This window comes from Streptomyces sp. NPDC107500, from assembly GCF_055582785.1.
The window spans coordinates 270,439-296,351 of record NZ_JBVJPF010000011.1 but is presented as its reverse complement, the minus strand read 5'-3'; the positions used below and the strand labels follow the sequence as shown (position 1 = coordinate 296,351).

Sequence of the window (25,913 nt, the reverse complement as noted above, 5' to 3'; positions counted from 1 at the left end):
TCTCTAGCGTACATCCCCCCCCCCCCTTACCCTCCCCCCCCCTCCTATGTTTTGGTTTTCCTCCGAGAGGGGTTTCGCACCCTCTTGTGGCCCTCCCCCCCCACCCCCCCCCCCCCCCCCCCCGCTCCAGGTTGACGCTGCCGGAGATCCGACGGACCGTCAGACCTCCACCACGACAGGCAGGATCATCGGCCGGCGCCGGTACGTGTCCGAGACCCACTTGCCGAGCGTCCGGCGCACCAGCTGCTGGAGCTGGTGGGGCTCGACGACCCCGTCCTGGGCCGAGCGCTCCAGTGCTTCGGTCACCTTGGGGAGCACCGCGGCGAACGCGGAGTCCTCGATGCCCGAGCCGCGGGCCTGGACGTGCGGACCCGCGGTGATCTTGCCGGTGGACGAGTCGATGACCACGAAGACCGAGATGATGCCCTCGTCACCGAGGATCTTGCGGTCCTTGAGGGCGGGCTCGCCGACGTCACCGACGGAGAGGCCGTCGACGTAGACGTATCCCGCCTGGACCTTGCCGGAGATCTTCGCCTTGCCCTCGACGAGGTCGACGACGACGCCGTCCTCGGCGATGACGATGCGGTCGTGCGGGACGCCGGTGAGGGCGCCCAGCTCGGCGTTGGCGCGCAGGTGGCGCCATTCGCCGTGGACCGGCATCAGGTTCTTCGGGCGGCAGATGTTGTAGAAGTACAGCAGCTCGCCGGCCGAGGCGTGGCCCGAGACGTGGACCTTGGCGTTGCCCTTGTGGACGACGTTGGCTCCCCAGCGGGTGAGGCCGTTGATCACGCGGTAGACCGCGTTCTCGTTGCCCGGGATCAGGGACGAGGCCAGGATCACCGTGTCGCCGTTGACGATGCGGATCTGGTGGTCCCGGTTGGCCATGCGGGACAGCGCGGCCATCGGTTCGCCCTGGGACCCGGTGCAGACCAGGACCACTTCGCTGTCCGGCAGGTCGTCGAGGGTCTTGACGTCCACGACGAGGCCCGGCGGCACCTTGAGGTAGCCGAGGTCCCGGGCGATGCCCATGTTGCGGACCATGGAGCGGCCGACGAAGGCGACCCGGCGGCCGTATTCGTGTGCCGCGTCCAGGATCTGCTGGATGCGGTGGACGTGGCTGGCGAAGCTCGCCACGATGATCCGCTTGCGGGCTCCGGCGAAGACCTGGCGCAGGACGTTGGAGATGTCCCGCTCCGGCGGGACGAAGCCCGGGACCTCGGCGTTCGTCGAGTCGGACAGGAGGAGGTCGATGCCCTCCTCGCTGAGGCGCGCGAAGGCGTGCAGGTCCGTGAGGCGGCCGTCCAGCGGCAGCTGGTCCATCTTGAAGTCGCCGGTGTGGACGACCATGCCCGCGGGGGTGCGGATGGCGACGGCCAGCGCGTCCGGGATGGAGTGGTTGACCGCGACGAACTCGCAGTCGAAGGGGCCGACGCGTTCGCGGTGCCCCTCCGCCACCTCGAGGGTGTACGGGCGGATGCGGTGTTCCTGGAGCTTGGCCTCGATGAGGGCGAGGGTCAGCTTGGAGCCGATCAGCGGGATGTCCGGCTTCTCGCGCAGGAGGAAGGGGACGCCGCCGATGTGGTCCTCGTGCCCGTGGGTGAGGACGATGCCCTCGATGTCGTCGAGGCGGTCCCGGATGGACGAGAAGTCCGGCAGGATCAGGTCGATTCCGGGCTGCTCCTCCTCGGGGAAGAGCACTCCGCAGTCGACGATCAGCAGACGGCCGCCGTACTCGAAGACCGTCATGTTGCGGCCGATTTCGCCCAGGCCGCCGAGCGGGGTGACCCGGAGGCCGCCCTTCGCGAGCGCCGGGGGCCGGCCCAGTTCAGGGTGCGGATGACTCAAAAGACTCTCCTCACCACACGCGCCACGTACCGGTGGGCACGTGGCGCGCGTGACGTTCGTGCAGAAGCAGTTGTCGTGTGGGTGCGGGCACCGGTGGCCCGCCTATTCAGTTGTGAAGTCCGTGCGGCCGTGCGGTGGTGCGAAGTCTGTTGTCAGAGCTGTACCCCGCCGGCGGCAAGATCGATCTTGAGCTGGTCGGTCTCCTCGGGCGTGAGACCGACCATCGGCGCGCGCAGCGGTCCGGCGGGCAGTCCCTGGAGGGCGAGCGCGGCCTTGGTGGTCATGACGCCCTGGGTGCGGAACATGCCGGTGAAGACCGGGAGCAGCTTCTGGTGGATCTCCAGTGCCTTCTGTACGTCACCGGCGACGTGCGCGTCCACCATGGCGCGCAGTTCCGGGGTGACGACGTGGCCGACGACGGAGACGAAGCCGACCGCGCCCACGGAGAGCAGCGGCAGGTTCAGCATGTCGTCGCCGGAGTACCAGGCGAGGCCGGAGCGTGCGATGGCCCAGCTGGCGCGGCCGAGGTCGCCCTTGGCGTCCTTGTTCGCGACGATCCGGGGGTGCTCCGCGAGGCGGACCAGGGTCTCCGTGTTGATCGGGACGCCGCTGCGGCCGGGGATGTCGTAGAGCATGACCGGCAGCTCGGCGGCATCGGTGATCGCCGTGAAGTGCAGGTAGAGGCCGTCCTGCGGGGGCTTGTTGTAGTACGGCGTGACCAGCAGGAGGCCGTGTGCTCCGGCGCGCTCGGCGGCGCGGGCCAGCTCGATGCTGTGCTGGGTGTTGTTGGTCCCGACGCCGGCGACGACGTGGGCCCGGTCGCCGACCGCCTCCAGTACGGCTCGTACGAGGTCCGCTTTCTCCGCGTCGCTGGTGGTGGGGGACTCGCCGGTGGTGCCGTTGACGATCAGGCCGTCGTTGCCTGCGTCCACCAGGTGGGTGGCGAGCCGCTGGGCGCCGTCGAGGTCGAGTGCGCCGTCCGCCGTGAAGGGCGTGACCATGGCGGTGAGGACCCGCCCGAAGGGGGTCTGCGGAGTGGAGGTCGGAGCCATGGGTTACACGCTACTCGTTGCTCAGGGCGGGGTCTGCCTTAGGGCCTGTCGAGAGGTATGTGGAGCCCGGCACTGCCTGCTCGGGGGTTCAAGCAGTGCCGGGTCCCTTTGATCAGGCTAGATGAACTTCTCCAAACGCCGCAATACGGACACCTCGCACGGCTGATGCGCACATCTGTGCCCGGCTTCGGGACGCGTTACGGCGCGACCCGGCCGTTGGCGTTGAAGGCGGCGTGGGTGAGGGGCATGAGCCGGGCCCACTCCGCCTCCATCTTCTCGCCGACCATCTCGATCTCCCGCTGCGGGAAGGAGGGCACCTTCGCCAGCTCGTGCTGGGTGCGCAGGCCCAGGAAGTGCATCAGCGAGCGGGCGTTGCAGGTGGCGTACATCGAGGAGTACAGGCCGACGGGGAGCACCGCGCGGGCGACCTCGCGGGCGACGCCGGCGGCGAGCATCCGCTGGTACGTGGCGTACGCCTGGCGGTAGGAGTCCTCCATGGCGCCGCCCACCAGCTCGTACTGCTCCGGGCTGCCCTCGACGAAGACGTACTTGCCGGGCCGGCCCTGCTGGACCAGCTTGCGGGAGGTGTCCGGGACGTAGAAGACCGGCTGGAGCTCCCGGTAGCGGCCCGATTCCTCGTTGTACGACCAGCCGACGCGGTGCCGCATGAACTCGCGGAAGACGAAGATCGGGGCGCTGATGAAGAAGGTCATCGAGTTGTGCTCGAACGGGCTGCCGTGCCGGTCCCGCATGAGGTAGTTGATCAGGCCCTTGGAGCGCTCCGGGTCCTTGTCCAGTTCCGCGAGGGACTGCTCCCCGACGGTGGAGACACGGGCGGCGAACAGCACGTCGGAGTCGGTCGCGCTGCTCTTGACCAGCTCGACGGTGACGTCGCTGCGGAGTTCGATCTTGGAGTCGTCGGGGGGTGTGTCGGTCACGGTGTGGAGGGCCTTCCCAGCTCGTCGTTTGGCGGGGCCACTCTACGGCCACCGCTGAATCGGGCTTTCACTGCCGTGCCGCAATGAAGTCGGTGAAACAGGGCACCTGGAGGGGCGTTCGTTCGTCTGTATGAGTAACAGCGAAGCATCAAGTCCCCGAAGGGAGACGCAGCTCCATGATCCGCCGGCGTGAACCCGTGCCGTTCGCCTTCGTCGCCGAAGCCGACAGGTTCCGCAGCAATGTCACACCCCCTCCCCGCGAGCGGGCGTCCTTCGGCCAGCAGGCCGGACGCTGGCTGCTCGGTCTCACCGTCGTCGCGGGAATCGCGGGCTCCCTGTTGATCGGGATGCCCGCCCTGTCGACCGACCAGCCCGCACCGCACAAGCAGCCGTCACAGGCGTCCGAGGGACGCTAGACGGGCCGGGGGACGGTCGGGGGCAGCTCCCGTCCGGACCCCCGAGAGTGGTGACCGCAGACACAGGTCGGTAGCCTCACCGGGCACAGCACATGTCATGTGCCATGGAACGAGTGAGGACCAGCCGTGCCCCTGCCCTTCCTGACGGCCGACCGCGCCTTCGACGCGGCCGACGACGTCGCGCTGCCGTACGACGACCGCGACCTGTGGCGCCGGCCCTACCGGCCGGGGCCCTGGCGGGTGGGGGCGGCTGCGGTGATGCTGCTGCTCGCCTCGTTCGTGCTGTTCGCGGCGGTGATCATCGCGGCTACGGGCACGCTGTCCTCGGCCGGCGTGGTCTTCGGCATCGCGGCCGTCGTCATCGCCTGCGCCCTGCGGATTCTGCGCATGGGCGTGTGGGTGAGCGCGCACGGCGTGCGTCAGGTGAGTTTCCTCAGCACCCGCACGGTGGCCTGGCAGCAGGTCGCCAGCATGCGCACGGTGCAGCAGCCGGTGCGCTGGCTCGGGCTGCCGCGCACGGTGCAGGGGCAGGCGCTGCTCCTCGTCCGGCAGGGCCGGTCCACGGACCCGCTGCCGCCCCTGCTGACCACGCACAACTCCGACTTCCTCGCGCGCGAGGAGGCCTTCGACCGGGCGGCCGACGCCGTGGAGGCGTGGGCCGCCGAGTACCGGCGGGTCTGAGCCGCGCAGGGGTCAGGCGGCCTCGACGGGCTTGCCGTCGTGGAGGGCGATCGCCCGCTGCATCGCCTTGCGGGCCCGCGGGGTGTCGCGGGCGTCGTGGTAGGCGACGGCCAGGCGGAACCAGCTGCGCCAGTCGTCCGGGGCGTCCTCCGTCTCGGCCTTGCGCAGGGCGAAGACATCGTCGGCGGACTCCCGGTCGACGCGGCCGCTGGGGGTGCGCTTCAGCTCGTCCACGGGCAGTCCGCCCTCGGCGTCGAGTTCCGCGGCGAGCTGGTTGGCCCTGCGGACGAACTGGGTGTTCTTCCAGAGGAACCAGACGCCGATGACCGGCAGGATCAGCACCGCGGCGCCGAACGTGACGGTGAGAGGTGTGCCGGCCTCGATGAGCATCACCCCGCGGCCGCCGGCCAGGACGAAGTAGAAGACCAGGACGGCGGCCGTGACGAGGTAGGAGATCTTCGCGCGCATGGGGTCAGGGGCTCTGTTCGGGGTCCGGGCCGGGTCTCAGTTCAGGTCCAGGAAGTGTTCCAGGCCGAAGGTGAGGCCCGGGGTGGTGACCACCCGGCGGGCGCCCAGCAGGATGCCCGGCATGAAGCTGCTGTGGTGCAGGGAGTCGTGCCGGACGGTGAGGGTCTCTCCCTCGCCGCCGAGCAGGACCTCCTGGTGGGCGAGGAGGCCGCGCAGGCGGATCGCGTGGACCGGGACACCGTCGACGTCCGCGCCGCGGGCTCCGTCCAGGGCGGTGGCAGTGGCGTCGGGCGCCGGAGCGGAGCCTGCCTTCTGCCGCGCCTCGGCGATCAGCTGGGCGGTGCGGGTGGCGGTGCCGCTGGGGGCGTCCACCTTGTTCGGGTGGTGCAGCTCGACGACCTCGACTGACTCGAAGTACGGGGCGGCGAGCTGCGCGAACTTCATGGTGAGCACGGCGCCGATGGAGAAGTTGGGCGCGATGAGCACGCCCGTCCCCGGGGAGGCGTCGAGCCAGGAGTTCAGCCGCGCGAGGCGTTCGTCGGTCCAGCCGGTGGTGCCGACGACGGCGTGGATGCCGTGGCTCACGCAGTAGTCGAGGTTGTCCATCACCGAGGCGGGGGTGGTCAGCTCGACGGCGACCTGGGCGCCGGTGTCGGCCAGCGTGTCCAGGCTGTCGTCCCGGCCGAGGGCCGCGACCAGCTCCATGTCCTCGGCGGCCTCGACCGCCCGTACCGCCTCGGAGCCGATCCGGCCCTTGGCACCGAGGACGGCCACGCGCAGCTTGCTCATGTCTCTTGCTTCCTTACCGGGGATCGTTAGGCGACGGCGTCGTGCAGCCGGGACGCCTGCTTGTCCTTCAGCGGGCCGATGACCGACAGCGAGGGCCGCTGCCCCAGGACGTCGCGGGCGACCGCGCGGACGTCGTCCGGCGTGACCGAGGCTATCCGGGCCAGCATGTCGTCGACGGACATCTGCTCGCCCCAGCACAGCTCGCTCTTGCCGATGCGGTTCATCAGCGCGCCGGTGTCCTCCAGGCCGAGGACCGTGGAGCCCTGGAGCTGGCCGACGGCGCGGCCGATCTCGTCGTCGGTCAGTCCGTGCTCGGCGACGTGGTCCAGCTCGTCCCGGCAGATCTTCAGCACGTCGTGCACCTGCGAGGGCCGGCAGCCCGCGTAGACGCCGAAGAGGCCGCAGTCGGCGAAGCCCGAGGTGTACGAGTACACGCTGTAGGCGAGGCCGCGCTTCTCGCGGACCTCCTGGAACAGACGCGAGGACATGCCGCCGCCCAGGGCGGTGTTGAGCACGCCCATGGCCCAGCGCCGGTCGTCGGTGCGGGCGAGGCCCGGCATGCCGAGGATGACGTGGGCCTGCTCGGTCCTGCGGCCGATCAGCTCCATGCGACCCGCGGCCCGGATGGAGCGCCGTCCGTCGCGCGGGGCGGCGGGCCGGGCCACCGGCTCCCGGAAGGCGCCGGCCTTCTCGAAGGCGGCGCGGACCTGGCGTACGACCTTGTTGTGGTCGACGTTGCCGGCGCAGGCGACCACGAGGTGGGTGGGGTCGTAGTGCTTCTTGTAGAAGCGGCGGATGCGGTCGGCGGTGAGGGCGTTGACCGTGTCGACGGTGCCGAGGACGGGGCGGCCGAGGGCGCTGTCGCCGAACATGGTGTGCGCGAAGAGGTCGTGCACGCAGTCGCCCGGGTCGTCCTCGGTCATCGCGATCTCTTCGAGGATGGCGCCGCGTTCGACGTCGACGTCCTCCTCCTGGATCAGGGAGCCGGTCAGCATGTCGCAGACGACGTCGATGGCGAGCGGCAGGTCGGTGTCGAGCACGCGTGCGTAGTAGCACGTGTACTCCTTCGCCGTGAACGCGTTCATCTCGCCGCCGACGGCGTCGAGGGCGGCGGAGATGTCCAGGGCGCTGCGCTTGCGGGTGCCCTTGAAGAGCAGGTGCTCCAGGTAGTGGGTGGCGCCGTTCAGGGCCGGGGTCTCGTCGCGGGAGCCGACGTGGGCCCAGATGCCGAAGGTCGCCGAGCGGACCGAGGGCAGGGTCTCGGTGACGATCCGCAGGCCGCCCGGGAGGGTGGTCCGGCGGACCGTGCCGGTGCCGTGCTCGCCCTTGATCAGGGTTTGGGTACGGGCGACGGCCCGCGCCTCCGAGGAGGTGCGGGCCGTCGCCTTGGAGCCACGGGGCGTCACTTGTCGCCGTCGTCCTTCTTGTCTTCGCTGCCTTCTTCGCCCTCGACCACGGGGATCAGGGAGAGCTTGCCGCGCGAGTCGATCTCGGCGATCTCGACCTGGACCTTCTGGCCCACACCGAGGACGTCCTCGACGTTCTCCACGCGCTTGCCGCCGGCGAGCTTGCGGATCTGCGAGATGTGCAGCAGTCCGTCCTTGCCGGGCAGCAGGGAGACGAACGCGCCGAAGGTGGTCGTCTTCACGACCGTGCCCAGGTAGCGCTCGCCGACCTCGGGCATGGTCGGGTTGGCGATGCCGTTGATCGTGGCGCGGGCGGCCTCGGCGGCCGGGCCGTCGGCGGCACCGATGTAGATGGTGCCGTCGTCCTCGATCGTGATGTCGGCGCCCGTGTCCTCCTGGATCTGGTTGATCATCTTGCCCTTGGGGCCGATGACCTCGCCGATCTTGTCGACCGGGATCTTCACGGTGATGATCCGCGGCGCGTTCGGGGACATCTCGTCCGGCGTGTCGATCGCTTCCATCATCACGTCGAGGATGTGGAGGCGGGCGTCACGGGCCTGCTTGAGGGCGGCGGCCAGGACGGAGGCGGGGATGCCGTCCAGCTTGGTGTCGAGCTGGAGGGCGGTCACGAACTCCTTGGTGCCGGCGACCTTGAAGTCCATGTCGCCGAAGGCGTCCTCCGCACCGAGGATGTCGGTGAGGGCGACGTAGTGCGTCTCGCCGTTGATCTCCTGGGAGATCAGGCCCATGGCGATACCGGCGACGGGGGCCTTCAGCGGCACACCGGCGTTCAGCAGCGACATGGTGGAGGCGCAGACCGAGCCCATCGACGTCGAGCCGTTGGAGCCGAGGGCCTCGGACACCTGGCGGATCGCGTAGGGGAACTCCTCGCGCGTCGGCAGCACCGGCACGATCGCGCGCTCGGCGAGCGCGCCGTGGCCGATCTCGCGGCGCTTCGGGGAGCCGACGCGGCCGGTCTCGCCGACGGAGTACGGCGGGAAGTTGTAGTTGTGCATGTAGCGCTTGCGGGTCACCGGGGAGAGGGTGTCCAGCTGCTGCTCCATGCGGAGCATGTTGAGGGTGGTGACGCCCAGGATCTGGGTCTCGCCACGCTCGAACAGCGCGGAACCGTGCACGCGCGGGATGGCCTCGACCTCGGCGGCCAGGGTGCGGATGTCGGTGACACCGCGGCCGTCGATGCGCTTCTTCTCCTTGATGACGCGCTCACGGACCAGCGACTTGGTCAGCGAGCGGTACGCGGCGGAGATCTCCTTCTCGCGGCCCTCGAACTCCGGGAGGAGCTTCTCGGCGGCGAGCGTCTTGACGCGGTCCAGCTCGGCCTCGCGCTCCTGCTTGCCGGCGATGGTGAGCGCCTGGGACAGCTCCGGCTTGACGGCGCCGGCGAGGGCCTCCAGGACGTCGTCCTGGTAGTCCAGGAAGACCGGGAACTCGCCGGTCGGCTTGGCGGCCTTCGCGGCGAGGTCGGCCTGGGCGCGGCACAGCACCTTGATGAAGGGCTTCGCGGCCTCCAGACCGGCGGCGACGACCTCCTCGGTGGGCGCCTCGGCGCCGCCCTCGACCAGCTTGACGGTCTTCTCGGTGGCCTCGGCCTCGACCATCATGATCGCGACGTCGCCGTCCTCCAGGGCGCGGCCCGCGACGACCATGTCGAAGACGGCGTCCTCGAGCTCGGTGTGCGTCGGGAAGGCCACCCACTGACCGCGGATCAGCGCGACGCGGACGCCGCCGATCGGGCCGGAGAAGGGCAGGCCGGCCAGCTGCGTGGACGCGGAGGCGGCGTTGATCGCCACGACGTCGTACAGGTGGTCGGGGTTGAGGGCCATGATCGTGGCGACGACCTGGATCTCGTTGCGCAGGCCCTTCTTGAAGGACGGGCGCAGCGGCCGGTCGATCAGGCGGCAGGTGAGGATGGCGTCCTCGGAGGGGCGGCCCTCACGGCGGAAGAAGCTGCCGGGGATCTTGCCGGCGGCGTACATCCGCTCCTCGACGTCCACCGTCAGCGGGAAGAAGTCGAGCTGGTCCTTGGGGTTCTTGGAGGCGCTGGTGGCCGACAGCACCATGGTGTCGTCGTCCAGGTACGCCACGGCGGAACCGGCGGCCTGCCTGGCCAGCCGTCCCGTCTCGAAGCGGATGGTGCGGGTGCCGAACGCGCCGTTGTCGATCACGGCTTCGGCGTAGTGGGTCTCGTTCTCCACTAGTGTCTTCTCCGTTACTTGTCGTCTTTCGTCCCTCCTCGCCCGTGTGGCGGGGGGACGGTCGCGGAGAAGCGCTCCGTGCAATGCGGGCCGGTCTTCGATCGAAGCACCCGGGGTTCTGCCCCCGGGGGCCACTACCGAGGACCGGCGGCGGCGAAGCGCGCTTCTCCTCGTTTCGTTCGTTGGGTCCTACGTCGTACGTGCTGTGTCTGATACCACACTACAAAGGGCGGGCGACACCGCGCACGTACAGCAAAGGGAGCGGCCCCCGAACGAATGGGAACCGCTCCCTTCACGGCGTCCTACTTGGCGCCCGCCGCACCGCGGCGGATGCCGAGGCGCTCGACCAGCGCACGGAAGCGCTGGATGTCCTTCTTGGCGAGGTACTGCAGCAGCCGGCGGCGCTGGCCGACCAGGATCAGCAGACCACGACGGGAGTGGTGGTCGTGCTTGTGGGTCTTGAGGTGCTCGGTCAGGTCGGAGATCCGACGGGACAGGAGCGCGACCTGGACCTCGGGGGAGCCGGTGTCGCCCTCCTTGGTACCGAACTCGGAGACGATCTGCTTCTTCACTGCGGCGTCGAGCGACACGCTTACTCCTCTTAGTCTGTGTGTGGCCACCGAGTGCCCCCGGTCTACGTCTCGGGGGATCTTCCGTAACTCGGAAGGCGGGGATCCGCTGGGCGCGACCTCCAGGGCTCAGGCTCCGGGGGCGCGTACACATACGGCCGTCACACAGCGTACCAGTCCGGGCGGACGCCCCTGTCCGCGGGCCCGAGCGGCCGCCGGGGAGGGCCCCGTGGAGGGCCGTGCGGGCCGTCACCCGCGCCGGGGACGTACATGGGCGAACCGCTGACCTGGAGTAACACGGACAAGTAGGGTGACGGCACAGCTCGTTGGCACAGCAGGAAGGACCGGACCGCGATGGCCGAGGCCGAGGACCAGGAACTCAGGGCGCGCAAGGATCGGGAGCGGGACGAGCTCTACGCCCTCGACATCTCGGGCGTCGAATGGCACAGCGCGCCCGGCACCGAGGAGCACGAGGAGCGGGTCGAGATCGCCTACCTGCCCGAGGGTGCCGTGGCCATGAGGTCGTCGCTGGACCCGAGCACCGTGCTCCGTTACACGGAGGCGGAGTGGCGGGCCTTCGTGCTCGGCGCCAGGGACGGCGAGTTCGACCTGGAGCCGGCGGCACGGGACGTCGAGGCCGCCGAGTAGAGGCGTGACAGGGGGCGGTACCGGGATTCACACCACGGGGTTCGGGCAGGCTCGGAACGGATGGGGCCGGGTTCTGCCCGAGTTGTTCACCGGTATCGCCCGCTTTGTTCATTGACGGGGGCCGCCCGTGTCATTTTCTGCCGGACTGTGGCGCGGAGGGCTCACGTCGGCGGGCGGACGGGCCTGCCGTCGCGGGGGTCGCGGTGATTAGGCTGGGACCGGCGCGACGCCAGAATCCGTGGACCGGGCGTCGGCGTCTCAGGGGGAAGAGCCGGTTCATCGGACGACCTCGAACGGCCTTGGACAACTTCGAATGACAAGCAAGGGTCGCCCCAGCACGGCTTGAGGGTGCTCGACCACACCAGGAGGAACTGTGAGCAGCGACCGGGACGGGAACCGCGGGGGCTGGGCTACACCCGGCGATGACCAGCCCGACGCGGAGTCCTCAGTCGAGACGACCGGCGAGTTCACCATCGACTACGCGCCGCCCGCCTGGTACACGCAGAACGCGTCCAGTGAGAGCGGATCGGGGCAGGAGGACGAGGGGGCCGGGAGCGGTTCGTCCGGTTCGTCGTCCGCTTCCTCTGGTGCTTCCGATTCCGCCTCTCCGGCCTCGCCCTCCGCTCCGCCTGCTCCCCGTGGTCCGGTTCCGCCGTTGCCGGGGCTGACGCCTCCGCCGCACGCGGCGCCGGCCGGCGGGCCTTCCGCCGTTCCGGCTCCCGCGCCGGGCGCGCCCTTCACACCGCCGCCTCCCGCGCCCGCGCCGGGTGCCCCGTACACGCCGCCCCCGCCGCCCGGGCCCGGGGCGCCCTTCACGCCGCCCGCCCCGCCTGCCGGGGGGCCGGCCGGGGTGCCGCGGCTGCCGGTCGGGAGCGGGTTCGAGCCGCAGCCGCCGCAGCAGCCGTCGGCGCGGCCCGAGCCGGAGCCGGTGCCTGAGCCCGAGGCCGAGCCCGAGGTGCAGGCGCCGGAGCCCGCGCCCGCGCCCGCCCCGAGTGCGGATTTCAGCTCTCCCACGGCCGTGCCGAGCTTCCCGGCCGGAGGGTTCCAGCTCCAGGCGCCCGCTGCCCCTCCGGTTCAGGAGGCGCAGCCCGAGCCGGAGCCTCAGCCTGAACCGCAGCCCGAGCCCGAACCGGAGCCGCAGCCCGAGCCGGAACCCGAGCCCGAGGCCGAGCCCGAGCCCGAGCCCGCCAACGGTGATCTTGAGAGTGGCGCGACCATGCGCTTCTCCGCGGCCGCTCTCCAGCAGGAGATCGCCAAGCGTGCCGCCGCGGACGCCGACACCGGCACGGACACGGACACGGGCACCGACGATGCCGTGGAACCGGAGGACGAGGACGCCTCGGGCTCCGAGACCGGCGACGCCGACGAGGACACGGACGGTGCGGACGACGCCGCTGTCGGCGAGGTCGCCGACGAGGTGTCCGAGCCCGCGCCCGACCCCGAGCCCGAGGACAGCGTCCCGGCGGTGGACGAGCCCGAGGACTCCGCGCCCGAGGACGACGCCCCGCGGGACGCCGTTCCCGAGGACGCGCCGCCCGCGGCCCAGGGTGGGATGCCGCCGGTGCCTCCGGCGTACCCGCCGACCGCGCCCGCACCGGCCCACCAGTGGCCCGCGCAGCCCGCACCCGGCGCCCCGGAGCAGCCCGCCGTACCGGCCCAGCAGCCGCCGTTCCAGCCGCAGGCCCCGCAGCCGGCGCCCGCCGCGTGGAACCCGCCGCCCGCGCAGCCCGCTCCGCAGGCCGGTTACGGCTTCCCGCAGCCCGGCGCCACGCCTCCGGCACCGCAGCCTCCCGTCCAGCAGCCGGGCGGCGCTCCCACGCCCGCGACCGATGGCGGGTACGGCTTCCCGCAGGCCGCCGCGCAGCCGCCCCAGCCGCACTCCCCCGCCCAGCCCGGTGCCTACGGGTTCCCGCAGGCACCGCAGGGGCAGTCGCAGCCCGACGCCGCCCAGGTTCCGCCGGTCCCGCCGCAGGCGACGCCGCACGGTTACGCCCCGCAGGTCCCGCCCGTCCAGCCGATGCCGCAGCCGGGCCAGGCACCGCAGTCTCCGCCCCAGACGCCCCAGCCGCCCCAGGCGATGCAGCCGCCGCAGGCCATGCAGCCCGGCGCGCCCGGTCAGCCGGGCCAGGCAGGTGTGCCCGCTCAGCCAGGTGTGCCCGGTCAGCCCGACCATCAGCCGCAGCAGCACCAGCACCCCCAGGCACCGCAGCAGCCTCACATCCCCCAACAGCCCCACGCACCTCAGGCACCCCAGCCGCAGCACCAGTACCCGCAGCAGCCGGACGCCCCGCAGCCCCAGCAGCAGCCGGTCGACCCCCGGCTCGGGGCCGCCTGGCCGCAGCCCATGCAGCACGACCAGCGTCAGCCCACCAACCCGGGTGCCGCGCCGCTCGGCTACACCGCGGCCGTGGAACTGTCGTCCGACCGGCTGCTCAACAACAAGCGGCAGAAGGCGAAGAGCAGCCGTCCGGCGGCCGGCGGTTCGCGGTTCAAGCTGGGCGGCAAGAAGGAGGAGGCCGAGCGGCAGCGGAAGCTGGATCTGATCCGCACCCCGGTGCTCTCCTGCTACCGCATCGCCGTCATCAGCCTCAAGGGCGGTGTCGGCAAGACGACCACCACCACCGCCCTCGGCTCCACGCTCGCCACCGAGCGGCAGGACAAGATCCTCGCGATCGACGCCAACCCGGACGCCGGCACGCTCGGCCGCCGCGTGCGCCGCGAGACCGGGGCCACCATCCGTGACCTCGTGCAGGCGATCCCGCACCTCAACTCGTACATGGACATCCGGCGGTTCACCTCGCAGGCCTCGTCCGGTCTCGAGATCATCGCCAACGACGTCGACCCGGCCGTGTCCACCACGTTCAACGACGAGGACTACCGGCGCGCGATCGACGTGCTCGGCAAGCAGTACCCGATCATCCTCACCGACTCGGGCACCGGGCTCCTCTACAGCGCGATGCGCGGCGTGCTCGACCTCGCCGACCAGCTGATCATCATCTCCACGCCCTCCGTGGACGGTGCGAGCAGCGCCAGTACGACGCTGGACTGGCTGTCCGCGCACGGGTACGCCGACCTGGTGTCGCGGTCGATCACCGTCATCTCCGGAGTCCGCGAGACCGGCAAGATGATCAAGGTCGACGACATCGTGGGGCACTTCCAGACGCGGTGCCGGGGCGTCGTCGTGGTCCCCTTCGACGAGCACCTGTCCGCCGGCGCCGAGGTCGACCTCGACATGATGCGGCCGAAGGTGCGGGAGGCGTACTTCAACCTCGCGGCGATGGTCGCCGAGGACTTCGTCCGCCACCAGCAGTCGCACGGCCTGTGGACGTCCGACGGCAACCCGCCGCCGGTCGCCGCCCCGCCGATGCCGGGCCAGCAGCAGATGCCGGGTCACCCCCAGCCGGGCCAGGCCTATCCGCAGCAGCCCGGCCAGCCCTACCCGCAGCAGCCGGGGCAGGTGCCGCCGCAGCAGCCCGGTCAGCCGTACCCGCACCAGCCGGGCCAGGTGCCGCCGCAGCAGCCGGGGCAGCCCTACCCCCAGCCCGGGCAGCCCCACGCCCAGCCCGGCTACGGCTATCCGCAGCCGGGGCAGACCCCTCCGCCCCCGCCGCAGCAGTAGCCCGTCGGAGTCCCGAAGGCCCGCGTCGTCCCGGACGGCGCGGGCCTTCGCGTGTGCGCGGGCAGAACCGGTGAAACACGGGCGCCAGGCTCTCACCAGGGAGGCGCCAGAGGTCTGTGCCAATGAGAGTGACGGGTTGGTCAACTCGCCGTTTCCGCAGGCCACATGGGGTTTGACGGACCGTTGACGCGCGCAGACTGCCGCTGGTAGACACACACTTCATTCCGCGTTCACCACTGTTCAAGCCCGCCTCACGCGGGGACGTCCGGCGTTCCCGCGTGCGATGACGCGAGGTCAGGTAGTCATGAGCACACACGATCAGCACGGCAGTGGACGTACCACTCCCCGCCGGTTCAGAGCCCGGCTCCTCGCCGCGGCGGGCGCCTGCGCGCTGCTCCTCACGTCCGGGGCGGTCGCTCCCGCGGCCACGGCGGCGGACGGCGACGGGGACGGCGACAAGACGCTCACCGTCGCCGTGGCGCAGAGCGTCGACTCGCTCAGCCCCTTCCTGGCGGTACGCCTGCTCAGCACGAGCATCCACAAGCTGACGTACGAGTACCTGACCAACTACGACGCCAAGGACAACCACGTCATACCGGGGCTCGCGACCGAGTGGAAGGCGTCGTCCGACAAGCTGACCTGGACGTACACGATCCGCTCCGACTCCAAGTGGTCGGACGGGCAGCAGGCCACCGCCGAGGACGCGGCGTGGACGTTCAACAAGATGATGACCGACCAGGGCGCCGCCACCGCCAACGGCAGCTTCGTCGGCAACTTCGAGAAGGTGACCGCGCCCAGCCCGACCCAACTGGTGATCCGGCTGAAGAAGCCGCAGGCCACGATGACCGCGCTGGACGTGCCGATCGTGCCCAAGCACGTCTGGGAGAAGGTCGGGGACTTCTCGAAGTTCAACAACGACAAGGACTTCCCGGTCGTCGGCAACGGGCCGTTCATCCTCACGGACTACAAGCCGGACAGCTATGTGCGGCTCGAGGCCAACAAGGACTTCTGGCGGGGCGCCCCCAAGTTCGACAACCTGGTGTTCCGCTACTACAAGGACCAGGACGCCGCCGTCGCCGCCCTGCGCAAGGGCGAGGTGTCCTTCGTGGCCGGGTCGCCGTCCCTGACGCCCGCCCAGGCCGACTCCCTCAAGGGCGAGGAGAACATCCGCGTCAACGACGCCCCCGGCCGCCGCTTCTACGCCCTCGCCACCAACCCGGGCGCCCGGGCGAAGGACGGCACGAAGTTCGGTGACGGCGATCCCTCGCTCCTCGACCAGCGGGTACGGAACGCGCTGTTCATGGCGGTGGACCGCAAGGCCATCGTCGACAAGGTGTTCCAGGGGCACGCGGTCGAGGGCGCCGGCTACATCCCGCCGCGCTTCTCGCAGTACTTCTACGAGCCGACGGCCCAGCAGGAACTGGCGTACGACCCGGCCGGGGCGGCGAAGCTGCTGGACGAGGCGGGCTACAAGACGAACGCCGACGGCAAGCGCGTCGGCAAGGACGGCAAGCCGCTGAACTACCGCGTCCTGTGCCACGCCACCGACCCGAACGACAAGGCGGTCGGCAAGTACCTCCAGGAGTGGTGGGGCGAACTCGGGATCTCGATCACCCTCGACTGCCTCGACAACGTGACCGACCCGTGGCTGGCCGGCAAGTACGACCTCGCCTTCGACGGCTGGTCCGTCAACCCCGACCCGGACTTCGTGCTCTCCATCCACACCTGCGCGGCGCTCCCGGCGACGCCCAAGGACACGGGCGCCACGGACAACTTCATCTGCGACAAGAAGTACGACGACCTGTACGCGGGGCAGTTGGGCGAGTACGACGCCGGCAAGCGCGCGGACCTCGTCAAGCAGATGCAGTCCCGGCTCTACGACACCGGCTACATGAACGTCATGGCGTATCCGAACGCGGTCGAGGCCTACCGCACGGACCAGATCGAGTCGATCACCACCATGCCGTCCGACGCGGGCAACATCTACGGCCAGGACGGGTACTGGAGCTGGTGGTCGGCCGTCCCCGCGGACTCCGGTGACTCCTCGGGCGGTTCGTCGTCGACGGGCACCGTGATCGGGATCGTCGCGGGTGTCGTCGTCCTCGCCGGCCTCGGGGTGCTCTTCGCCGTCCGCCGCCGGGCGACGGCGGACGACCGTGAGTAGCGCGACGGATTCCGCGCCCCTCGCCGCGACCGGTGCCGCGCTCGGCAAGCGGCCGTCCGGGCCGTCGCGGCGCGGGGGCGGCGGGTATCCGCGGTACGTGGCGGGGAAGCTGGGCGGAGCGGTCGTCTCCCTCTTCGCCGTCCTGGTCACGAGCTTCTTCCTGTTCAGGCTGATCCCCGGCGACCCGGTGAAGTTCATGACCGGCGGCCGTCCGGTCTCGGCCGAGCAGCTCGCCGTCTACCGGGAGGAGTTCGGGCTCGACCTGCCGATGTGGCAGCAGTTCACGGACTACTGCCTCAAGGCGCTGAGCGGGGACCTCGGCACGTCGTACCAGTTCCACGCGCCGGTCGTCGACAAGATCGTCGAGGCGTTGCCGAACACGCTGCTGCTCACCGGCACGGCCTTCGTGATCTACACCGCGCTGGGTGCCTTCCTCGGCACCCGGTCGGCGTGGCGTCACGGCGGGCCGGGCGACCGGCTCAACACCGGTCTGGCGCTGACGCTCTACTCCATCCCGTCGTTCTGGCTGGGGCTGCTGCTCATCATCGTCCTGTCGGTCGGCGTGGACCCGATCCCGGGCCTGTTCCCGACCGGCGGCATGGAGTCGGGCGGCGAGGAGGGCTTCGCCCACGTGCTCGACGTCGCCCACCATCTCGTCCTCCCCGTGGTGACGCTGGTCGCCGTGGAGTACGGGCAGACGCTGCTGGTCACCCGGTCGGCGCTGCTGGACGAGATGGGCGGCGACTATCTGACGACCGCGCGGGCCAAGGGGCTCAGGGACGACCTCGTGCGGCGCCGGCACGCCGTGCCCAACGCGTTGCTGCCGACCGTGACGCTGGTCTTCGTCAACCTGGGCCGGACCGTGGCGGGTGTCATCCTGGTCGAGACCGTCTTCTCCTGGCCGGGGCTCGGCGGGCTGTTCTACCAGGCGCTGAGCGTGCCCGACCTGCCGTTGGTGCAGGGGCTGTTCTTCGTCTTCGCCGCGGCGGTGATCCTGATGAACACGCTGGCCGACCTCCTGTATCCGCTGCTCGACCCGAGGGTGGGCCGATGACCGCCGAGACCACCGAGACCCCTGCGGAGCCCCCCGGGAAGGAGTCCTCCGGGAAGCCGGGTGCGCCGAGTCCGCGCGCGCTCGCCCGGCGGCGGCGCCGTGCCTCCGTCGCGCGCTTCTGGAAGGAGTACCGCAGACACCGGGCGGGCCTTTTCGGGCTGGCCGCGCTGTCGCTGTTCGTGCTGGTCGCGCTCACCGCGCCGCTGACGGTCGGGTCGGACGTGGACAGCGTCACCGACGCGCCGGGGCAGCCGCTGGAGAGCCCGAGCGGCCGGTTCCCCCTGGGCACCGACCAGTTCGGGCGGAACCTGCTCGGCCTGCTGATCTGGGGCTCGCGCGTGTCCCTGCTCGTCGGGCTGCTCGCGGCCGCGCTGTCGGTGGCGATCGGCGCGGTCATCGGGATCACGGCCGGGCACTTCCGCGGGTGGTACGCCACGGTGATGATGCGGATCACGGACTGGTTCCTGGTGATGCCGACGCTGGTGCTGGCGATCGTGCTGGCGACGGTCATGTCCCGTTCCCTCGCCACGATCGTGCTGGCGATCGGTGTGACCACGTGGCCGACCACGGCGCGGCTGGTGCGGGCGCAGACGCTGGCGGTGGAGTCACGGCCGTACATCGAACGCGCGAAGGCGCTCGGGGGCGGGCACTGGCACATCATGTCCCGGCACGTGCTGCCCAACGTCATGCCGCTGGTCCTGGCGCAGACCACCCTGATCATCTCCTCCGCGATCCTGGCCGAGGCGACGCTGGCCTTCCTCGGGCTCGGGGACCCGACGGTGGTGTCCTGGGGCGGGCTGCTTCAGGACGCGCGGGAGGCGGGGTCGGTGAGTTCCGGCGACTGGTGGTACCTGGTGCCGCCCGGCGTCGGGATCGCGGTCGTGGCGCTGGCGTTCACGCTGTGCGGGCGTGCGGTGGAGGCCGTTCTCAATCCCAGGCTGGGGGTGTCCCGTTGAGTCTCCTGGAGGTACGGGACCTGAAGGTGACGTACGCCGGTGGCGCGGCCGCCGTGCGCGGGGTCGACCTGCGCCTCGGCGCGGGCGAGAAGCTCGGCATCGCGGGCGAGTCCGGCTGCGGCAAGTCCACGCTGGCGCTGGCGCTGCTGCGGCTGCTGCCGCCCGGCGCCCGGACCGGCGGGGAGATCCTGCTGGACGGCGAGGACGTGCTGACCATGAAGTGGGGGCGGCTGCGGGCGGTGCGCTGGGCGGGGGCGTCGATCGTCTTCCAGGGCGCGATGCACTCCCTGAACGCCGTGCACCGCATCGGTGACCAGATCGCCGAGCCCGTCCTGCTGCACCAGGGGGCGACGGCGGCCGGCGCGCGCAGGAAGACGGGCGAGCTGCTGGAGCAGGTGGGGCTGCCCGCCTCGCGGGCGAGTGCCTACCCGCACGAGCTGTCGGGCGGGCAGCGGCAGCGCGTGATGATCGCGATGGCGCTGGCCTGCGACCCGCGTCTGATCGTCGCCGACGAGCCGACCACGGCGCTCGACGTGATGATCCAGGCGCAGATCCTGCGGCTGATCGAGGGCCTGGTCGGCGAGCAGAACGTCGGCCTGATCATGATCAGCCACGACCTCGCGGTGCTGGCCGACACCTGCGACCGCCTCGCGGTGATGTACGCGGGCCGGGTGGTCGAGGAGGGTCCGGCCCGGCAGGTCTACGAGGACGCCCGGCATCCGTACGGCCGCGCGCTGTCGGCGGCCTTCCCGACGATCGGCGACCCGGCCTCGCGGTTCGCGCCCCGCGGCCTGCCCGGCGACCCGCCCGACCCCGCGGCGGTGCCCTCCGGCTGCGCGTTCCACCCGAGGTGCCCCGTCGCCCTGGATGTCTGCGCCACCGAGGACCAGACACTGCGCGAGGCGGGAGCCCGCCGGCGGGCGGCCTGCGTCCACGTGGGCGCGGGGGACGGCGGAGCGCCCGGCGCCACCGAGGCGGCCGCCGGTCCCTCCGGCGGTGCCGTGACGAACGACGGAGTGAGGAGCAGCAGCCCATGACGAGCACCACACCCCCGTTGCTGAGCGTCCAGGGGCTGCACGTCACCTTTCCCGGCCGGCGCGGGGCGGCGGACGCGCGGGCGGTCGACGGGGTCGATCTCGACATCCGGCGGGGCGAGATCGTCGCGCTGGTCGGCGAGTCGGGCTGCGGCAAGACCACCCTCGCGCGTTCCCTGCTCGGCCTGGTCCCGCCGACCGGCGGCCGTGTCACCTTCGACGGCGCCCCGCTCGCCCGCTCGGGCCGCGCGCTGAAGGCGTACCGCAAGCGGGCCCAGCTGGTCCTCCAGGACCCGAGCGGCTCGCTCAACCCGCGGCACACGGTGTACGACATCGTCGCCGAGGGCCTGCGCATCCACGGTCACGCGGGGGACGAGCGGACGGCGGTCGCCGAGGCCCTGTCCCGGGCCGGGCTGCGGCCGCCCGAGCGGTTCTTCCTGCGCTACCCGCACGAGCTGTCCGGCGGCCAGCGGCAGCGGGTCGTCATCGCGGGCGCGCTGGTCCTGGAGCCGGAACTGCTCGTCGCGGACGAACCGGTGGCCTCCCTCGACGCGTCGGTACGCGGCGAGATCCTCGCGCTGCTGCTGCGGCTGCGCACCGAACTGGGCCTGGCCGCGCTCGTCGTCACCCACGACCTGGGCCTGGCCTGGAACATCGCCGACCGGGTGGCGGTGATGTACCTCGGCCGGATCGTCGAGTCGGGGCCGGTGGAACAGGTGCTGACCGCGCCCCGGCATCCGTACACGCAGGCGCTGCTGTCGGTCCTGCCGGAGGCTCCGGGCACGCCGGTCGTGCTCACCGGCGAGCCCCCGGACCCGTCGTTCATCCCCTCCGGCTGCCGCTTCCACGTCCGCTGCCAGGTGCTGGCCGGCGGTGAGGCGGAGCGGGCCGGGGTGGCGGACGCGTGCCGGCACGGGGAGCTGGAGGTCCTGTCCGGCGGCGACGAGGCCCAGGTCGCCTGCCACTGGGCCCGGTCGCGGGCGGAGCGGCCCACGGCCGGAGCGGGCGACGAGGCGGCCGTCCGGCCGGGCTGAACGTCAGGGGCGGTGGACGTCCGAGGCCGCGATGATCTCGCGGCACCTCTGGACGTCCTGGCCCATCTGCTCCAGCAGCGCGTCCAGGGTCTCGAACCTGGCCTGGCCGCGTACGAAGGCGAGGAAGTCGACGGCGACGTGCAGGCCGTACAGGTCGAGGTCCACGCGGTCGATGGCGTACGCCTCCACCGTGCGCTCGGTGCCCTCGAACTGCGGGTTGGTGCCGACCGAGATCGCGGCCGGCATCGCCTCGCCCTGGGCGTGCAGCCAGCCGGCGTAGACGCCGTCGGCCGGGATCGCGGTGTGCGGGAGGGTCTCGACGTTGGCCGTCGGGAAGCCCATCTCGCGCCCCCGCTGGGCGCCGCGCACGACCACGCCCTCCACGCGGTGCGGGCGGCCCAGGATCTCCGCGGCGCCCTCGACGTCGCCCTCGGCGACCAGGCGGCGGGTCAGGGTGGAGGAGAACGGCTCGCCGCCGCCCGCGTCACCGGTCACGTACAGGTCGACGACCTCGACCTCGAAGTCGTAGACCTTGCCCTGCTCGGTGAGGAAGTCCACGTTGCCCGCGGCCTTGTGGCCGAAGCGGAAGTTGGGGCCCTCGACGACCGCCTTGGCGCGCAACCGGTCGACCAGGACCTTCACCACGAAGTCCGCCGCGGAGAGCTTCGAGAACTCCGTCGTGAACGGCAGGATCAGCACCGCGTCCACGCCCAGGTCCGCCATCAGTTCGGCACGGCGGTGGTGCGCGGCGAGCAGGGGCGGGTGGCTGCCGGGGCGGACGACCTCGCTGGGGTGCGGGTCGAAGGTGACGACGACGGCGGGGACGCCCAGCTCGCGGGCGCGGTCCACGGCGTGCTTGATGATCAGCTGGTGCCCGCGGTGGACGCCGTCGTAGGAGCCGATGGTGACGACGCTGCGTCCCCAGTCCTCGGGGATGTCCTCCAAGCCACGCCAGCGCTGCACTGTGTCTGCTCCTTGGTGGTTTCCGTGATCTCGGTGGGTCCGGTGGTGACCCTTACGCAGGTCTAAGGGTGCCATGCCGTCCGGGCCGGGGTCAGGCGGGGACCCGGGCTCCGGCGAGGTTCTCGATCGTGCGGCGGGCGCTGGGGCCGACCAGCGCGGCCCAGTCCGGCGGCGCGTCGGCCAGCCAGCCGGTCAGCCGGATGGCGAACCCCGGGAGGTGACGGGCCAGGTCGACCAGCCCGCGGTCGAAGCGGGTGGCTCCGTCGGGGGTGCGGACTAGCAGGAGACCGGTGCGGTGGACGAGGGCGCGCTGGTCCTCACCGGCGCACCGGGCGGCCGCGTACAGCAGCGCCTCCAGGACGGCGGGGGCCTGCTCGTGGGTGAGGAGGCGCTCGCGCAGTTCCCGGCGGAGCGGGCCGGCCGCGGCGGTGCCGTCGCCGGGGAGGACACCGGCCAGGGCGGCCCGCGCGGGCTCGGGTCCGTTGTCGAGGAGAGGGGTGACGAAGGGGAGGAGTACGGCGCGGTCGGCGGGGTCCCGGTCCAGGCGCCGGTCGACGTAGGCGGCCAGGTGTCCGGCGGTCTCGGGGCGGTCCGCGACGGCTCGCGCCACGAGGGCGGCCACCCGGCGGGCCAGCGCGGGGGTGGTGGCGTCGGCGAGCACGCGGAGCGCCTCCCCCGCGTCGGGGCCGCGCAGCCGGGCCCGGAAGGCTTCGAGGACGGCTTCCGGATGGGTGGGCAGGGCGGTGGCCACCGCGGTGGGCGGGAGGTGGGGGTCGCCGGCCGCGAAGTGGTCCAGTGCCCTCGGGAGGTGGCGTTCACGGCTGTCCGGGTCGTGTACGAGCAGGGCGAGCGCGCCGCCGTGCAGCGGGCTGTCGGCGGGCGCGGCGAGCAGGACGAGGGCGGCGTGCCGGAGCAGGGTGCGGTCGGCGGCGGTGCGGGCGTGCGGGGCGGTGCGCAGGCCGTGGGTGACGGTGGCGCTCCGCCGCTCGGGGCGCTCGTCGCGCGCCCACCGCTCGACGGCGCGGCACAGGGCCGAGGGCTCCTCCTCGGCCAGGACGGCGAGCAGTTCGTCGGCCCGTCGGTGGGTGCTGTCGACGAGGACCTCGGTGAGTCCGTCCAGGCCGCGGTGGCGGTGGGTGTGCAGCAGCGCCTGCGCGGCCGTCGCGACGGTGGCGTGCGGGGTGGCGGGCAGCGGCCGGTCGTCGTCGAACCAGCGGACCAGGAGCGGCTGTACGGCACGGGGAGCGGCGGTGAGCAGTGCCGCGACGGTGTCGAGGTGGCGGGGGCCCGGCTCGCTCGGGGGGCCGTCGGCGAGGACCAGGCGGCGCAGCAGGTCCAGCCGGAGGGCGTCGGGCAGCCGCAGGCCCGTCCAGAAGGCGGGCCCGAACTCCGCCGGCGCCGGCCGTCCCTCTCCGCGCCGTTCCGCGAGGCCGTCGGCGAGGAGCCGCAGCACCTCCGTGTACGGCGTCGCGTCGGGCACGCGCGCGAGGACGCGGGTGAGCAGCCGGGGGGCCCACCAGGAGTGGGGGTCGGCGTCGAGGGCGTGCACCAGCTCCTCGAGGGTCAGGGCGAGTTGGAGGACGCCGTGCTGCCGGGCGAGGAGCAGGACGGCCTCGACGACGGGGCCGATGCGGTGGTGGGGCACCGGGAGGGTGTGCGTGTCGTGCTTCTCGTGCGGGGTGCCTCGACGGTGGACGAGGGCGCGCAGGGCTTCGTCCAGGTCGAGGTGGACGCCCTGGATCCAGTCGGCCAGCTCCTCGTGCGCGAAGCGGTAGCCGGGGCCCGCGGGGACGAGGAGGCCCTCGGCGAGCACGGCCGACGCCCAGCCCGTGCCGCCGCCGAGCCGGGCCGGGGCGGGCCCCCACGGGAAGAGCGCCTCGAAGGACTCCCGGTCCAGCGCGCCCTGTCCGGGGCCGAGACTGCGCCGGGCGGCCTCGTGGACCTGCCCGGAGACCTTCGCGGCGAGCCGGCGTACGGCGGTGCCGTGCAGCCCGTTCTCCCGGGCCAGGCGGGTCGCGACGCGCAGGCACGCGAGGTCCAGGTACGCCTGGAAGACCTCGTCCCGGTCGACGGGCGCCGCGGGCAGGTCGAGGCCGGCGCGGACCTCACCGAGCAGGCGCAGGGTGAGGGGGTGCCGGTCGTCGGGGGCTCCGAGGGCGCCGTCCGGGACGCCATGGCGGGCGCGCGCCTCCCGGGCCTCCTCGTCGCCCAGGTCGCCGAGCGCAACGCAGGGCGGGAGCACTGGCCTGGGAGCCGCCGGCTCCACGCCGTCGAGTCCCGGCCGGGGTACGGCGACCGCCGTCCCGGCGCTCGTCTCCCCGGCCGACGGGCGTGTCCCGGCAGACGCCCAGGACGGCACGGGTACGGCCGCCCCGCCCCGGGCGACGGCCGACCCGGCCGACGACACGAAACCGGCCGGCCCTCGTCCCCCGGCCGGCGACAGGGCACCGGCCGACGGGCGCCCTCCGGCGACCGCCCAGGACGGCACCGGTACGGCGGCCCCGCCCTGACGTGCCGCCCACAGCGGCCTCCGGGCGCCGTCCGCCGCGACCGGCGCGGCGGCACGCTCCTCGGGCGCCGGGCCGTACAGCAGGTCCCGGGGGAACTCCGCCCCCGCGTGCTCCCAGTACTCCGCCCGGCACGCGACGACCAGCCGGATGCCCGTCTCCCCCAGCCAGGCCGCGGTGCCCTCGGTCCACTCGGGGAGCCGGTGGGCGAGCACGGGCGGCATCTCCTCGGGGCCGTCCAGCACCAGGAGGAGGGGCCTTCCGGCGATGCGGGCCAGGCGGGCGAGGCGTTCCGGGGCGATGTCTCCGAGGTCGTCGGGGCGGGCGCGGTCCGAGGCGGCGACGATGCGGGCGGCCCGGTCCAGCGTCCGGCGCACCGCGTCCGCCAGCGACATGTCCTCGTCGCACAGGTCTGCGCCGCGCAGCCACAACGTGGGTGCCGGTGCGGGGCCCCGGGAGCGGCGGGCGGCGAGGGCCGTCAGCTCGGTCGTACGGCCGCTGCCCGGCGCGCCGACCAGGCCCAGTACGCCGGCGCGGCCGGCCGCGAAGGCGGTGAACGCGCGGGTCACCGCGGGCCGTTCGACCGGCCTCACCACCGGCTCCGCCGAGGGTGCGCCGCCGCACGGCCCGGAGCCCTCGACCGCACGGGCGTCCCCGCACTCCCCCGACGCGCCCCGCGGGCCGTCCTGCCCGACCGAGGTCGCCGTGAGGGCGAGGACACCCGCGAGGTTGAGATCGGCTCCGTAGGCCGGGACCGTCGCCGCGTTCTCGGCGAGGAGGGCGGCGAGCGGGCCCGTGTCCGCGCGGCGCAGCGGCACGGCGAAGCCGACGTCGCTGTGCCCGGAGCTGAGCGCGGTGCCGAGGACCCCGAGGACGGCACCGGTCTCGATGTCGACGACGGGACCGCCGGCCGCCCCGCCGCCGAGCCGCAGCGCGTCCCGCCCGGAGGTGCCGCAGGCCAGTTCCAGCGCGTCGCCGAGGAGGTGGAAGCGGTCGGTGGCCGTGTAGGTCACGTCGGTGGTGCCCAGGACGCGGGCCTCGCGCCAGCCGCCGGCGGCGATGCGCACGTAGGTGCCGGCCTCGACGCGGTCCCGCGTGGTGACGGGCAGCGGGCGGACGCCCAGGCCCTCGGTGTGGACCAGGGCCAGGCCGAGGGCGGGCAGTGGGGTCACGTCGGCGGCGGCGACCACGCGGCGCCGGTCCCCGGCGGTGCGCAGGACCAGCCGGGAGAGGCCGTCGACCGCTTCGTGGCTGGTGAGCACGGTGCCGTGGTGATCGGCGACGAATCCGGTGCCGCGGGGGCGGCCGGCGAGGTCGTGGACCTGGACCAGGGCGTCGTCGGGCGCGTGCCGGGCCGGATCGGCCACCCGGGCCGGGGGCCCGCCGCGCGCGTCCCGGGCTCCGTCCCGCGGCCCCGGTACCGCCCTGCCGCCCGCCGCCTCCCGGGACCGGTTCCTCGACGCCATCGCCGAACCTCCCCGCCGTACACCCGTGCCGTGTGTTCGACGGTAGGCGCGTGATGATCAGCGGGACAGATCGCCTGGCGAACGCGCC

At 72.5% G+C, this 25,913-nt stretch carries 19 protein-coding genes; 9 read left to right on the top strand and 10 right to left on the bottom strand.

Annotated elements, in window-relative coordinates; all coding sequences use genetic code 11:
- Positions 1-159: 159 nt before the first annotated feature.
- The 3 genes from ACZ67M_RS36660 to thyX form a co-directional block, all read right to left on the bottom strand.
- Positions 160-1,845, bottom strand: a complete 1,686-nt coding sequence (locus ACZ67M_RS36660; protein ID WP_122615089.1) for a ribonuclease J — start codon at positions 1,843-1,845, stop codon at positions 160-162.
- Between the two features lie 152 nt (positions 1,846-1,997).
- Positions 1,998-2,897 (bottom strand): 4-hydroxy-tetrahydrodipicolinate synthase, encoded by a 900-nt coding sequence (gene dapA, locus ACZ67M_RS36655; protein ID WP_361368136.1) that lies wholly within the window; start codon positions 2,895-2,897, stop codon positions 1,998-2,000.
- A 197-nt stretch (positions 2,898-3,094) separates the two neighbouring features.
- Positions 3,095-3,835, bottom strand: a complete 741-nt coding sequence (thyX, locus tag ACZ67M_RS36650; protein ID WP_122615091.1) for an FAD-dependent thymidylate synthase — start codon at positions 3,833-3,835, stop codon at positions 3,095-3,097.
- 176 nt (positions 3,836-4,011) lie between these two features.
- On the opposite strand from thyX, the gene ACZ67M_RS36645 reads away from it, so the two are divergent.
- Positions 4,012-4,251: a hypothetical protein gene (locus ACZ67M_RS36645; protein WP_114533535.1), complete on the top strand. Its 240-nt coding sequence runs from the start codon at positions 4,012-4,014 to the stop codon at positions 4,249-4,251.
- Between the two features lie 126 nt (positions 4,252-4,377).
- The gene (locus tag ACZ67M_RS36640; protein ID WP_467324308.1) at positions 4,378-4,932 is read left to right on the top strand and encodes a hypothetical protein; all 555 of its coding nucleotides are present in this window, start codon (positions 4,378-4,380) and stop codon (positions 4,930-4,932) included.
- Between the two features lie 12 nt (positions 4,933-4,944).
- Here ACZ67M_RS36640 and ACZ67M_RS36635 read toward each other — a convergent pair whose 3' ends face one another.
- The 5 genes from ACZ67M_RS36635 to rpsO all read right to left on the bottom strand — a co-directional run bounded on the left by ACZ67M_RS36635 (position 4,945) and on the right by rpsO (position 10,401).
- Positions 4,945-5,400 carry a tetratricopeptide repeat protein gene (locus tag ACZ67M_RS36635; RefSeq protein ID WP_469854193.1) on the bottom strand — a complete coding sequence of 152 codons (456 nt, stop codon included), beginning with the start codon at positions 5,398-5,400 and terminating at the stop codon, positions 4,945-4,947.
- A gap of 36 nt (positions 5,401-5,436) precedes the next feature.
- Positions 5,437-6,189, bottom strand: a complete 753-nt coding sequence (gene dapB, locus ACZ67M_RS36630; protein WP_382814665.1) for a 4-hydroxy-tetrahydrodipicolinate reductase — start codon at positions 6,187-6,189, stop codon at positions 5,437-5,439.
- A gap of 26 nt (positions 6,190-6,215) precedes the next feature.
- Positions 6,216-7,595, bottom strand: a complete 1,380-nt coding sequence (locus tag ACZ67M_RS36625) for a M16 family metallopeptidase (RefSeq protein ID WP_361368148.1) — start codon at positions 7,593-7,595, stop codon at positions 6,216-6,218.
- A complete protein-coding gene (locus ACZ67M_RS36620; RefSeq protein ID WP_230072612.1) occupies positions 7,592-9,811 on the bottom strand; it encodes a polyribonucleotide nucleotidyltransferase in 2,220 nt (739 codons plus the stop codon). The genes ACZ67M_RS36625 and ACZ67M_RS36620 overlap by 4 nt, the downstream gene beginning before the upstream one ends.
- A 302-nt stretch (positions 9,812-10,113) precedes the next feature.
- A complete protein-coding gene (gene rpsO / locus ACZ67M_RS36615) occupies positions 10,114-10,401 on the bottom strand; it encodes a 30S ribosomal protein S15 (protein WP_064730122.1) in 288 nt (95 codons plus the stop codon).
- Between the two features lie 333 nt (positions 10,402-10,734).
- On the opposite strand from rpsO, the gene ACZ67M_RS36610 reads away from it, so the two are divergent.
- The 7 genes from ACZ67M_RS36610 to ACZ67M_RS36580 all read left to right on the top strand — a co-directional run bounded on the left by ACZ67M_RS36610 (position 10,735) and on the right by ACZ67M_RS36580 (position 20,889).
- Entirely contained in the window at positions 10,735-11,028 is a 294-nt protein-coding gene (locus tag ACZ67M_RS36610; protein WP_307015410.1) for a DUF397 domain-containing protein, read from the top strand.
- Between the two features lie 373 nt (positions 11,029-11,401).
- On the top strand, positions 11,402-14,647 hold the full coding sequence (locus ACZ67M_RS36605) for an SCO5717 family growth-regulating ATPase (protein ID WP_469854192.1): 3,246 nt from the start codon (positions 11,402-11,404) through the stop codon (positions 14,645-14,647).
- Between the two features lie 304 nt (positions 14,648-14,951).
- On the top strand, positions 14,952-16,811 hold the full coding sequence (locus ACZ67M_RS36600; RefSeq protein WP_469854191.1) for an ABC transporter substrate-binding protein: 1,860 nt from the start codon (positions 14,952-14,954) through the stop codon (positions 16,809-16,811).
- The gene (locus ACZ67M_RS36595; RefSeq protein WP_385803564.1) at positions 16,804-17,865 is read left to right on the top strand and encodes an ABC transporter permease; all 1,062 of its coding nucleotides are present in this window, start codon (positions 16,804-16,806) and stop codon (positions 17,863-17,865) included. The genes ACZ67M_RS36600 and ACZ67M_RS36595 overlap by 8 nt, the downstream gene beginning before the upstream one ends.
- Positions 17,862-18,821, top strand: a complete 960-nt coding sequence (locus ACZ67M_RS36590) for an ABC transporter permease (RefSeq protein WP_385803562.1) — start codon at positions 17,862-17,864, stop codon at positions 18,819-18,821. The genes ACZ67M_RS36595 and ACZ67M_RS36590 overlap by 4 nt, the downstream gene beginning before the upstream one ends.
- Positions 18,818-19,858 (top strand): ABC transporter ATP-binding protein, encoded by a 1,041-nt coding sequence (locus ACZ67M_RS36585; RefSeq protein WP_469854190.1) that lies wholly within the window; start codon positions 18,818-18,820, stop codon positions 19,856-19,858. The genes ACZ67M_RS36590 and ACZ67M_RS36585 overlap by 4 nt, the downstream gene beginning before the upstream one ends.
- Positions 19,855-20,889: an ABC transporter ATP-binding protein gene (locus tag ACZ67M_RS36580; RefSeq protein WP_392016753.1), complete on the top strand. Its 1,035-nt coding sequence runs from the start codon at positions 19,855-19,857 to the stop codon at positions 20,887-20,889. Before ACZ67M_RS36585 ends, ACZ67M_RS36580 begins: the two co-directional genes overlap by 4 nt.
- A gap of 3 nt (positions 20,890-20,892) precedes the next feature.
- Here the strand turns inward: ACZ67M_RS36580 and ACZ67M_RS36575 are convergent, their stop codons facing one another.
- A complete protein-coding gene (locus ACZ67M_RS36575) occupies positions 20,893-21,852 on the bottom strand; it encodes a bifunctional riboflavin kinase/FAD synthetase (RefSeq protein WP_307015403.1) in 960 nt (319 codons plus the stop codon).
- Between the two features lie 91 nt (positions 21,853-21,943).
- Positions 21,944-25,825, bottom strand: coding sequence for a trypsin-like peptidase domain-containing protein (locus ACZ67M_RS36570; protein ID WP_469854189.1), 3,882 nt, complete (start codon positions 25,823-25,825; stop codon positions 21,944-21,946).
- Between the last annotated feature and the right edge of the window lie 88 nt (positions 25,826-25,913).